Source organism: Maricurvus nonylphenolicus (assembly GCF_042854845.1).
In the GTDB taxonomy this organism is placed as follows: Bacteria; Pseudomonadota; Gammaproteobacteria; order Pseudomonadales; family Cellvibrionaceae; genus Maricurvus; species Maricurvus nonylphenolicus.
In genome coordinates this window covers 1809929-1822560 of record NZ_AP031498.1, presented here as the reverse complement: position 1 = coordinate 1822560, position 12632 = coordinate 1809929, and the positions used below count along the sequence as shown (strand labels likewise).

At 51.8% G+C, this 12632-nt stretch carries 10 protein-coding genes; all 10 read right to left on the bottom strand.

Features of this window, described 5'->3' with window-relative positions:
• Positions 1–69: 69 nt before the first annotated feature.
• The 10 genes from ACGHZ6_RS07845 to ACGHZ6_RS07800 all read right to left on the bottom strand — a co-directional run bounded on the left by ACGHZ6_RS07845 (position 70) and on the right by ACGHZ6_RS07800 (position 12551).
• Positions 70–564, bottom strand: coding sequence for a CvpA family protein (locus ACGHZ6_RS07845; protein ID WP_390618277.1), 495 nt, complete (start codon positions 562–564; stop codon positions 70–72).
• Between the two features lie 130 nt (positions 565–694).
• Positions 695–1231, bottom strand: coding sequence for an SPOR domain-containing protein (locus ACGHZ6_RS07840; protein ID WP_390618276.1), 537 nt, complete (start codon positions 1229–1231; stop codon positions 695–697).
• Positions 1232–1293: 62 nt separating this feature from the next.
• Positions 1294–2619, bottom strand: coding sequence for a bifunctional tetrahydrofolate synthase/dihydrofolate synthase (folC, locus tag ACGHZ6_RS07835; RefSeq protein ID WP_390618275.1), 1326 nt, complete (start codon positions 2617–2619; stop codon positions 1294–1296).
• A gap of 22 nt (positions 2620–2641) precedes the next feature.
• A complete protein-coding gene (gene accD, locus ACGHZ6_RS07830) occupies positions 2642–3505 on the bottom strand; it encodes an acetyl-CoA carboxylase, carboxyltransferase subunit beta (protein ID WP_390618274.1) in 864 nt (287 codons plus the stop codon).
• Between the two features lie 74 nt (positions 3506–3579).
• Positions 3580–4389, bottom strand: a complete 810-nt coding sequence (trpA, locus tag ACGHZ6_RS07825; protein ID WP_390618273.1) for a tryptophan synthase subunit alpha — start codon at positions 4387–4389, stop codon at positions 3580–3582.
• 26 nt (positions 4390–4415) lie between these two features.
• A complete protein-coding gene (gene trpB / locus ACGHZ6_RS07820; protein ID WP_390618272.1) occupies positions 4416–5654 on the bottom strand; it encodes a tryptophan synthase subunit beta in 1239 nt (412 codons plus the stop codon).
• 27 nt (positions 5655–5681) lie between these two features.
• Positions 5682–6299 carry a phosphoribosylanthranilate isomerase gene (locus tag ACGHZ6_RS07815; protein ID WP_390618271.1) on the bottom strand — a complete coding sequence of 206 codons (618 nt, stop codon included), beginning with the start codon at positions 6297–6299 and terminating at the stop codon, positions 5682–5684.
• 187 nt (positions 6300–6486) lie between these two features.
• Complete coding sequence (gene truA / locus ACGHZ6_RS07810; RefSeq protein WP_390618270.1) at positions 6487–7383, bottom strand: tRNA pseudouridine(38-40) synthase TruA; 897 nt, start codon at positions 7381–7383, stop codon at positions 6487–6489.
• 336 nt (positions 7384–7719) lie between these two features.
• Complete coding sequence (locus ACGHZ6_RS07805) at positions 7720–11301, bottom strand: FimV/HubP family polar landmark protein (protein ID WP_390618269.1); 3582 nt, start codon at positions 11299–11301, stop codon at positions 7720–7722.
• Between the two features lie 227 nt (positions 11302–11528).
• Entirely contained in the window at positions 11529–12551 is a 1023-nt protein-coding gene (locus tag ACGHZ6_RS07800) for an aspartate-semialdehyde dehydrogenase (RefSeq protein ID WP_390618268.1), read from the bottom strand.
• Between the last annotated feature and the right edge of the window lie 81 nt (positions 12552–12632).

The following is a 12632-nucleotide window of genomic DNA, read 5'->3' as shown; positions in this document are numbered from 1 at the left end:
TGGACTATTAACTATATTTACAAAAACATTCAGGCTAGCGATTTAAGTCTAGCCGCTAGAAAACTGTCTTTAAAAAAACTTAAGCACCATATCTGCCAATTGTCCCGCCAACTGACGCGACCAGGCTTCCAGGGTCATAAAATGGGGAATCAGTGATGATTGTTGCCACCAGGGATCCTGATCGATCGGAATCACAGGCGGTACCAGCAATAATACAGCCATCACCACAATGACCCCGCGGGCCATCCCAAAAATCATTCCAAACAAACGGTCGGTACCTGACAAGCCCGTCATACGGACCAACTCACCAATCAGGTAGTTAACCATGGCCCCCACAATCAGGGTTGCCGCAAAGAGAATACCGAAGGCCACCATCTCTCTGACTGAGGGTGTGCCAATAGAATTAACCAATAGAGTAGCCAGCTGGTCACGAAAGGTCATGGCGATAATAAAGGCCGCAACCCAGACCGCCAATGACAGAGCTTCTTTCACGAAACCGCGCTTAAGACTAATCAGGCTCGACACAGCCAGGATAGCGAGAATGGTCCAATCAGCCCAATTCATAGTCTTGGTCGTAGCCTGTTTGCCTGCAATATGATCAATTTAATGATCAGGTGTTATAAAAGAGGGCATTCTAACAAAGCTGGCAGCGTATAACACCAATTTGATAGACCTGTTGTTGATAGGCAGAGCATCACGGCTCAAAACGCAAAACCAGGGAATCCACCTTGAGAGATTTATCCAACTTGCGCTTAACCTCAAAGGCTTTGGCCTTCTCAATCTTGGGGCCTACATAGACCCGCGTCACCTTACCCTTGGCAGTGGAAACGGTACGGGTAAAGGCCTTATAGCCATCTTTTATCAGGCGATTGCGTAACTCTTCAGCCTGCTTTTGGGTCTTATAGCTGACCACCTGGATCATCCAGGCCTTGGGAACACCTTTATCAGTCAGGCCATCTGCTTTGCCTGGCTGCTTGGCTGGAGCCGGGCTTACCTTCTTGGATTCGTCCGCAAGGTACATCTCTTGCGGCTTTTTGGCCGGTTCGATATTCGCCGGGCGTACCGGATCAGGAATTTTAACCAGTGGCTCAACCTTCGGGGCCGGGGGAATCTGCGTGGTGCGATCGACACTTAAGCGGCCATCGCGATCGAACAATACCGGGAGAAACAGCACACCCAACGCCAACAAAACAAAGGCGCCTACTAATCGCTGTTTTAATCCGTCATCCACACGTCTTCTCCGCTGTAGTTTTGTTATAAGAGATTTTAGGGGTTTATAGCTTAATGAAGCCTTTATGCCGAGAGAGCTGTTATAGCCTCTGCCACGGTGAAGAATGACCCAAGGACCAATACCCTGTCACCCTCTTGCGCCTGCTCCAATGCCTGAGTCAAACCAGATGCAACCGTATCACAAATGGTGACTGACTGCTGAAGTCCAGTCGCCGTCAACATACGCTGGGTATCCTGGGCCAAACTGTTCGCTAAGGCGGCACGGGCATTACCCGGCAAGCTGCAGCAGTACCAGCAATCAAGCTGTGATATTAATGGCGATAAGAGACCATCAATATCCTTGTCTGCCATCACAGCCATAACGGCAAGTGTTTTACCCTGAACAGGGTTTGACGCTAAGTGCTCGGCCAACAACTTGGCCGCTGCAGGGTTATGAGCCACATCCAGCCACACAGGGATATCACCGGATTGAATAATCTGGGCGCGCCCGGTTAACGACAGTTTGGCAATCTCTGGCACCACGGATTCCAATGGCCAGCCCAGCAGTGTCGCCACCTGCAATGCCGCCGCCACACTTGGTAGCGGTAAAGATGGAACGACCAAATCTGAAACGGAAACCGCTTCACCGGTGGTCGTTTGTCCTTGCCAGGACCAGGTGTTGCCTTCCCGCTGCCAATCCCAACGCTCACCTTTTTGCCACAAGTCTGCATTGGTTTCTGCGGCGACACGGGCAATAGACGCTGGGGCATTTGGATCAGCACAGATAGCAGGACAGCCAGCACGAAAGACACCGGCTTTTTCAGCGCCAATGACCTCGCGATCATTGCCTAGCCATTCCTCATGATCAATATCGATGGAAGTGACGACGGCAATCTGGCTATCAATGATATTGACCGCGTCCAAACGACCGCCCAATCCCACCTCAAGCAAGAGGACACTTACGCCCTGTCGACGAAAAACTTCCAACGCCGCCAGAGTGCCAAACTCAAAATAGGTCAGGGAGATTTCACCACGCGCCTGCTCAATGGCCTCGAAAGCCTCACAGACCAGCGCATCATCAACGGGATTGCCGTTAACACGGATACGCTCGCAATAATGCAAGAAATGCGGCGAGGTAAAAGCACCGACCGAAATACCCTGGGCGCAGGCCATGGCCTCCAGTGTTGCCACACAGGAGCCCTTACCGTTGGTACCGGCAATCGTGATGATATTACGGGAAGGATCAGAGGCCAGATCAAGCAGGCCCATGCGGCTGGCCACCTCAGAGACGCGCCCCAGCCCCATTTCTATCTCAGAGGGGTGAAGCGCTTCAAGGCGTGCCAGCCAGTCAGCCAGTTGTGGGCTTTCTTGTGGAACGCCTTGTGGCTTGTTTTGAGAAGTGGAATTCAAACCTTAACGAATACCCTATCTATTAGGCTACAGAGCGATGGGTAAACTTGGCCAGCAAGGCACCAACACGATCACGCATTTCTTCACGAGGAATAATCATGTCGATAGCGCCGTGCTCCAACAGGAATTCACTGCGCTGGAAGCCTTTTGGCAGCTTCTGACGAATGGTCTGCTCGATAATGTTTGGACCGGCAAAACCGGCGCGAGCACCAGGCTCTGCGGCGTTGATATCACCCAACAGCGCCAGACTTGCTGATACACCACCGTAAACCGGGTCGGTCATGATGGAAATATAAGGGGTTCCCTGCTGCTTAAGCTTCTCAATCACGGCACTGGTTTTGGCCATCTGCATCAGGGAGATCAACGCTTCCTGCATACGGGCACCACCGGTGGCAGAGAAACATACCAGCGGAATATTTTGCTCCAACGCAACTTGGGCAGCACGGGTAAACTTCTCACCCACCGCGTAACCCATGGAACCGCCGTGGAAAGCAAATTCAAAGGCTACCGCTACAACAGGCATACCTTTCAGCTCACCTTTCATAGCCACCAGAGCATCTTTTTCACCGGTAGATTTTTGTGCGGAAGCCAGACGCTCTTTGTACTTCTTCACGTCTTTAAACTTCAGGCGATCGATAGGTTCAACTTCGGTCGCCAGCTCTTCGCGGTTGTCCTCATCTAGGAAGATATCCAGACGCTTGCGAGCACCGATACGCATATGGTGATCACATTTTGGGCACACATCCAGATTGCGCTCTAATTCAGGACGATACAATACAGCGCCGCATTTAACGCAGTTTTTCCACAGACCTTCTGGCACCTTGCTCTCGCCACGTGGCGCGGAGCTTTTTTTGATGGCTGGAACAATTTTATCTAACCAACTCATATATCCATTCTCTTTGCTAAGCGTTTTTTATTTTCAAATTCAGATTGCTTGCGCTTTCCCCCGAGTCAGACGACTTACAGCTCGTCCAATCCCTGACGAATCGGGGCCACCAATTCTGCCAGAGCCTGGCAGATGGTTTCCACACTTTCCCCCTGCAAACTGCCCATTTTGTCGACCAAGACACTGCCGACAACAGCGCCGTCGGCATTTGCCGCCACCGCTTTGGCTGATTCTGCATCTTTAATACCAAAACCCACACACACCGGGGTTTCAGTCAGATTGCGAATCTCTGCTAATTTATCCTTTACGGATGTGACATCCAGATGACCAGCACCGGTTACACCCTTCAAAGACACATAATAAATAAAACCGGAGGCCAGATTGACGATATCCTGCATACGATTTGGCGTCGTGGTAGGCGCCAACAGGAAGATATTTTCAATCTCTACGGCCTTCAGCTCACCGTTCAGCTCAACCGCTTCTTCCGGTGGCAGGTCAACGGTCAGCAGACCATCAACACCGGCCTCAGAAGCCAGCTGGGCAAAGGTTTTATAACCCATACGCTCAACCGGATTGGCGTAACCCATCAGTACAATAGGGGTTTCGCTATCGGTTTCGCGGAATTTCTTCACCACCTCGAAGGTGGAACGCAGGCTGGTGCCCGCAGCCAGAGCACGCTCGTGGCCCAAGGCGATCACCGGTCCTTCAGCCATAGGATCGGAGAAAGGTACACCCAACTCCAGAATATCAGCGCCAGCCTCTACCATGGCATGCAAGGCGGGAACAGTCACCTCAGATACCGGGTCACCATTCACAATGTAGGTCACCAATGCCTTACGATTTTTCTCACGCAGCTGAGCCAGCTTTGTATTTAAACGATTCATAATGAGTTTTCTTTCCTACCGCTCAATTAGACCGAGATGCCATCGATATTGGCAACAGTCAGAATATCCTTGTCACCACGACCGGACAGATTCACCAGAATAATCTGGTCCTTATCCATAGTCGGCGCCAGCTTGGCCGCATAAGCCAAGGCGTGACTGGACTCCAGCGCAGGCATAATACCTTCGATACGCGTCAGAGCGCGGAAGGCATCCATGGCTTCATCATCATTGACCGCCACATACTCAGCACGACCAATGTCTTTCAACCAGCTATGTTCAGGACCAACACCTGGGTAATCCAGACCGGCAGAGACCGAATGGGTTTCGATAATCTGACCGTCTTCATCTTCCATCAGGTAGGTACGGTTACCGTGCAGTACACCTGGGATACCGTCATTCAGTGGCGCAGCGTGCTCACCGGTTTCAACACCGTGACCACCGGCTTCAACACCGTAAATTTTTACATCAGTATCTTCCAGGAACGGATGGAACAAACCAATCGCATTGGAACCACCACCGACACAAGCTACCAATGCATCCGGCAGGCGACCGGTCATTTCCAAACTCTGGGCACGGGCTTCACGACCAATAATGCACTGGAAATCACGCACCAGCTGCGGGTACGGGTGTGGGCCAGCCACAGTACCGATAATGTAGAAGGTGTCATCAACGTTGGTCACCCAGTCGCGCATGGCTTCGTTCATGGCGTCTTTCAGGGTTTTGGAACCGGAGGTTACCGGAATCACATTGGCACCCAGCAACTTCATTCGATAGACGTTCAGAGACTGACGCTGAACATCTTCAGCGCCCATAAACACGTGACACTCCAGGCCCAAACGCGCAGCGACCGTCGCAGTCGCTACACCGTGCTGTCCCGCACCGGTTTCAGCAATCACACGGCTCTTACCGCTGTATTTCGCCAGCAACGCCTGACCAATACAGTTGTTCACCTTGTGAGCACCGGTATGGTTTAAGTCTTCACGCTTCAGGTAAATCTGCGCACCACCCAGCTCACGGGACCATCGTTCAGCGTGATACAGCGGTGAAGGACGACCAACATAGTGGGCCATATCCTTGTCGAACTCGGCCTGAAAGTTGGGATCATCTTTCAGGTCGTTATACATGGTTTCCAGTTCGTCGAGCGCCGGCATCAGGGTCTCTGATACAAAGCGACCACCGTAAGGACCAAAATGACCTTTGGCATCAGGGAATTGTGCATAATCCACTGAAGTCAGGTCGACGGTACCTTGTTTTTCACTACTCACACTGCTTCTCCGTATAAAGGTTTCAGACTAGCCTTTTGCCGCCTGAATAAACGAAACTGTTTTCTCTACATCTTTCTTACCCGGTGATGCCTCAACACCACCGCTGACATCCACCGCAGAGGGGGACGTCGCTGCAATTGCCTGCTTAACATTCTCGGAGGTCAAGCCACCCGCCAGAACCAAAGGACACGGCGCCTGATCTGGCACCCTATCCCAATCAAAGGTTTCCCCGGTGCCGCCCGGTACGCCAGGGCGATAGGCATCGAGTAAAATACCGCTAGCCGATGGGTAAGCCGCCATCGCCGCCTGAATATCCAGGTCAGGCTTCATACGCAGGGCCTTCATATAGGGTCGCGCAAACTGCTCACAGAAGGCCAGATCTTCATCACCATGGAACTGCAACACATGCAAAGGCACCTGCTGCAATATCGCATTGACCTCAGTTTCCGGGGCATTAACAAACAGGCCTACCACCGTCACGAAAGGACCGGCTGCCAAAGCAATCTCACGGGCCTGCTCAACACTGACATGGCGCGGGCTTTTGGCATAAAACACCAACCCGATCGCATCAGCACCCGCATTAACGGCCATCTGAGCATCCTCAACAGAGGTAATGCCACAGATTTTGACTCGGCACGAAGACATGTAAAACGATTCCCCAAGAGGTCAGCCGCTCTCGGAATAATTCCTTAGAACATCCCTACAATTAGCGACCGTCAAAAAACCCAGCATCTTAGCAGAATTCCAGACACCCCAGAAGCCATTTTAGCCTTGCAGACCGGCCATTTAGCCAGAAAGCGCAAGGCCGGAACAAATAGCCGGGATTGAATGATTAGATACGACTGAAACCGCCAACCGGTTCAGCGAAAAAATGCGGCCCAGGGGCCAGCTGAGGCAACTCAAAGTGCTCTGGGTAGTCCACAGCCACCAGATAGAGGCCGTGAGGTTTAGCGGTGACACCGGCCTGACGGCGGTCCTTAATCGCCAGCAGCTCACTCACCCACTGAGGCTCAGCCTCACCTGCACCAATGGCCAGTAAAACCCCTACCATATTGCGCACCATATGGTGGAGAAACGCGTTGGCCTTCACCTCCAACACAATCAACTCACCGCGCTGATGCAGATCGAAATGGGTAATCTCCCGCACCGGGCTTTTTGCCTGGCACTGAGAGGCTCGGAAAGAACTGAAGTCATGACGACCAATCAACTGCTTGGCCCCCTGCTCCATCTTCGCAATATCCAGCTCACGACGCTCCCAGGTTAACTGATCAAACTGCAACGCAGGACGCGCATAGCTATTACAAATCACATAACGGTAGGCCCGAGCGGTTGCACTAAAACGCGCATGAAACTGCGCCGGTACCTGCTTGGCCCAACGCACACTGACCGTATCAGGCAGCTCAGCATTAACCCCCAGCACCCAGGCTTTGTCGGGACGCTGAGCTAAGGTATCGAAATGCACAATCTGGCCAGTCGCATGAACACCCGCATCGGTGCGACCTGCACAGACTAAGGTAATCTCTTCATTGGCGATTTTAGACAGCGCTTTCTCCAACGCCTGCTGCACCGTAGCCACCCCACTGGGCTGACTCTGAAACCCATGAAAACAGGCTCCGTTATATTCCACAGCCAACGCCACTCGCACCATACCTTCCGGCAAAGCGCCACCTTCTAGCACCTCACAGTTGCGGTAATACTCGCCTGTTTTGGGGAAATGGTCTTTGGACATAGGAGGTCAACTTCAAATCATGTGGCCGCGTATTCTATCGATTTGCAGTAAATGTTAGAAGCTATCAAGAAAAGGGATAGCACAAAGCAAGGAGGCAGTCGGGGGAAGCTGATCGTAGCAATCAGCCCATCGCTTAAGCGGCCGGAAAAAGTCAGGGTAGTCGCCGAGGCTGTCTGAGCATCGCGAGTTTCCGAGGCGCTGACTTTTTCCGGCCGCTTATGGGCGCGAAGAGCAGCTTCCCCCGACTGCCTCCGGGTTTAAATCCACCATCTAGAAACCATAAAAAAACCCGATTGGAAAACCAACCGGGTTTTTAAGAGAAGGACTTAGTTATCCCTAGTTAATACGAGACAACAACTCCTCAGCATCCTTCTTCTGATCAGCATTACCCTCGGCAACTACCTCACCCAGGATATCCTTGGCACCGTCCTTATCACCCATATCGATGTAGGCACGGGCCAGATCCAACTTGGTCGCCGCCTCATCGGTATCAGCCAGGAAGTCCAGCTCAGCATCCAGGTCCTCGTCCATAATATCGTCAGCGGCCAAATCCTCGGCATCGCTGGTTGGGATATCAGACAGGGCTGCATCGAAAACATCATCTTCGGTTTCAGCTTCTGGCTCGGCATCCAGATCGATACCCAGGTCCGCTGCGATATCGAACTCTGGCTCTTCCTCAGCAGGCTGCTCTACAGACAATTCTTCAACTGCTGCATCCTCTGTAGACGGCTCAGCAAACTCCTCACTGAGATCCAAAGATAAATCATCAAGAGGCTCAATCTCAGCATCCAAACCCGCAGCAGGTGCTTCATCAACTACAGGCTCTTCTTCAACTACAGGCTCTTCTTCAACTACAGGCTCTTCCAGAGACAGATCACCGAAATCACTTAGCGGCTCTTCCATCACTGGAGCTTCTTCCACTGGAGCCTCATCGGCGGAATCAAGAGTTGGAACCTCTTCAGTATCCGTAACAACATCATCCAGGGATAAATCTGCCGCACTCAGATCAACAGGCTCTGCAGCATCATCACCAAATTCGTCACCGAACTCTTCAGATGCCAAATCCAGATTACCGGCTAACGCATCAACCTCTTCATCCAGTGCAGCCAGATCCATATCACCACTGTCGAGTGAATCCAGATCCATATCAAACTCATCGGCAGGCTCGGCTTCAGCTGCCTCAAGAACAGGTGGCTCAGATTCAACAGCAGGAGCTTCCTCAGGTAAATCCAGTGACAGCTCATCATCCAGGGTCAGAGCATCATCAAGCGCAGGCACTTCGTCTTCAGTTAAATCCAGATCCAAACCTTCATCCAGATCCAGACTTAAATCACCATCGTCTTCAACGATCGTCTCTGGCTCACTGTCCAGATCAAGATCCAATTCAAAACCGGTATCCGCATCATCAGCTTGAGGCTCAACATCGCCCAGATCAAAATCGATACCTAAATCTTCTTCCTCGGCAGCATCCAGATCGCCAGCTGAGTCAGTATCCAAATCCAAAGAGAATTCTTCGGTAGCCTCAGTTTCTGCTGGAGCTTCTTCTGCGGTATCGTCACCAAGATCAAAGTCCAGATCCAGAGCGTTATCATCAGCAGGTACTTCGGTATCAAGATCGGTTAAATCCAGATCCAACGACAGCTCACCCAAATCATCATCAAGCTCTTCTGTAGCAGTGTCGTCGCTAGAAGTTTCCAAATCACCAAGATCAAAATCCAGGCCCAGATCTTCTTCTACCTGATCCTCACTGCCCTCAATTGCCACATCATCCAACGCAGAGCCATCTAGCTCAGCATCGTCCAGCGAAAGGTCATCAAGGGATAGATCATCATCGCCCAACAGAGGTTCATCCAAGCTCAGATCATCGGATACGTCCAAATCCAGCTCAGCATCTGCCGATTCCGGCTCATCCAGATCCAAAGTGCTGTCTTCTGTTACAGCTTCAACTGCACTGGCATCAAAAGCAGGCGCATCGGCAAACTGGCTACGCAGCTCACTGGCTCGCTCTTCTGCAACAACATCACCTTGTACTTGCGCATACTGCTGATCGAAAGCGGTCAGGTTTTTACCTTCCACATAGACTTCCATCAGTTTCAGTCGTGCGGCGGTATTACCAGGATCAGCATCGATGGCTTTCTGCAGCATATCTTCGGCTTGATCCAGCTTGCCGTAGGCAATGTAGATATCTGCTTCACCGACAGCATCATCAGTTTCCGCTTCACCGGTTGCACCAGCGTCATCAAAGTCCAGCTCACCACCCAACAGCGGTTCAACTTCTTCTGAATCGTCTTCCAGCGGCAACTCAAGATCTTCAGCTTCAGATGGCTCATCCAGCGCCAACTCTTCAGTTTCTTCAGCCTCACCAGCAAATGGGGAATCGAAGTCATCCTCTTCCGGCAGGCGATCCAGCGCAGACTCAAGCTCTTGCTCTTCTTCGCGCTCACTGCGACGACGCAGGAAAACAACCGCAGCACCGATAATGGCTAACAGGCCTGCGCCTACCAGCAAGATATTATCGAGCAGGGTATCAATAAACCCTTTCTCAGCAGGCTTGGAAGACACCACCACATTTTTACTTGGGTCAGGCTTCTTCACTTGCGGCGCAGGTTCTGTAACCGGCGCTGGTGTTGCTTCAGCAGTTTGATCAGTTACTTCGGTTTGCGCTTCTGCTGGTTCAGCGGTTACTGGCTCTTCCGGAGTTTCAATCTGGCTGGCAGCTTCTGCCAACTGTTGATCACCCTGCTCTGCGGCTAATTGCAACGCACGTAGCTGCTCATTACTCACTTCGACCAAACGCTCCATCGTGGAGATTTGATCTTCAAGCTCGGCAACACGCTCTTTTAAATCACTGTTCTCTCGGCGGCTGCGATCCAGCTCTTCCAGCGAGATCGCCAATTCGTTTTGCAGAGCATCAACATCACCACCTTCGGCTCCGTCAGCACGACCGGCTTCGGCACCATCGGCACCGCCAGATGCCAGCTTCAAGCGCCCTTCGACGGTTTGACGCTCTTCGGAACGCTCGGCTAAACGTTTACCGGCTTCGAGTTGTGGCCCGCTAACTTGACCGTTAGGGTCACCGGACCACTGGGTATTTTGGAAAGCGACTTCATTGACCGCCTGACGCTCGGACAAACCATCAATCTGTTCAGCTTTTGGCAGGCGCAGAACCTGACCTTTACGCAATAAATTGATATTGCCATTGATAAAGGCTTCAGGGTTCAAACGCTGAATAGCCAGCATGGTCTGCTGAACAGAATACTGACGACTTGGGCGTGCTTTCAGGGCAATTTCCCACAGGGTATCGCTGGCACCAACCGGCCCATAAACCTCTCCACTCTGGCCATACTGTGGCTGACGAGGCGTTTGACGAGGTGCTGGAGCCTGTTCTTGACGTTCGGTCTGCGCAGGCGGACGAGAAACCGACTGTTGCGGTTGCTGATAGGCTGGCTGTCGAGCTTGCGTTTGAGGTTTTGGCTCTGGCTTAGCCGCGCGAGTAACCGGGGCTGCACGCTCTTCAGAGAAGACCGGCAAGTCCATCAACAAGGTGTATTCGCGCAACAGGCGACCACTTGGCCACTGGGTTTCAACCAGGAAATTCAGATAGGGCTCGCGCACAGGCTTGCGTGAGGTCACCCTGACCTTGGGCCCATCGGCACCATCAAGCACAACGCTAAATTTAAGCCCGGTAAGGAAAAACGGCCGATCCACACCGGCACGATTGAAATCATCTCGCGAGGCCAAGGCCACCAAGATCTCTTCAGGCGTCAGGTCTCTTACCTGCAGCAGTCTGATTTCTGCATCCAAAGGTTGGTTCAAAGTGGAGTTGAGCTTGATTTCGCCCAACCCCAGAGCGCTGGCCACCTCTGTGCCCAAGGCACTTGCCAGCCCAACCGCTAAAGCCAGTTTACGAAGACGCATAGGTCGATCCTTTTATTATCTCCTTGGCCCCTGGTAGCCAATATTATTCTTCCCAACCCTGCTATGTAGCGAGCTGGTGCTAATCCTGGCAACCAAGCTGACCGCTGGCGCGCATCTCCTCATGCCTGTAGACATACATCCCGAAAGAGACACCCCAAAACGCCAAAATTGAATCTGGTTAGCTCGAAAACCTCGAATATTTCTTCACTAATCCCGGTAAGTATCTATTACAAATAGCTTTTTATCAACAATTCGGCGATTTGCACACTGTTAAGTGCGGCACCTTTTCTTACATTATCTGACACAATCCACAAATTGAGACCTTTATCGCTTGACAGGTCTTGACGAATGCGGCCGACAAAGACTTCATCCTGTCCAGCTGACTCAGCCTGCGGTGTCGGATAACCGCCATCTTCATGGCTATCCATGACTTCTACGCCAGGCGCCTGCTCCAACAGTTCAGTGGCAAAATCCACACTGACAGGTTCACGGGTAACAATATGGACTGATTCAGAATGCCCATAGAACACTGGCACGCGAACACAGGTCGGATTTACCTGAATTTGTGCATCATCGAAGATTTTCTGGGTCTCCCAAACCATCTTCATCTCTTCTTTGGTATAGCCGTTATCCTGGAATACGTCGATATGCGGCAACACATTAAAGGCGATTTGTTTCGGATAGACGTTATTTTCGGCCTGTTGGCCATTTAACAAGCGCGCGGTTTGCCCGGCCAACTCATTTACAGCCGCCTTACCCGTACCAGACACAGCCTGATAGGTAGACACAGTTATGCGCTCAATACCCACCGCATCATACAGAGGCTTAAGGGCCACCAGCATTTGAATGGTTGAACAATTTGGGTTGGCAATAATGCCCTTGTCTTTATATTGGGCAATGGCTTCCGGGTTTACTTCCGGCACCACCAAAGGCACATCTTCGTGGTAACGGAAGTGCGAGGTATTGTCGATCACCACACAACCCGCAGCGGCTGCCTTGGGTGCAAACTCGGCGGAAACACTGCCGCCGGCAGAGAACAAGCCAATCTGCGCCTGACTGAAGTCAAACTCATCGAGTCGCTCAACACGTACCGACTTGCCTTTGAACATGATGCTTGCACCGGCAGAGCGTTCACTAGCTAACGGGTACAGAGTACCCACCGGGAAATCCCGCTGTTCCAGAATTTCGATCATGGCTTCCCCCACCGCTCCGGTGGCACCAACTACTGCTACATCATAGGTTTGGGTCATGGTGTCTCTCAATATCAATCCAATTCACTAAAACGAAAAAAGGCCGGCGAACCGACCTTTACAGTATAAGCCTTTGACGTA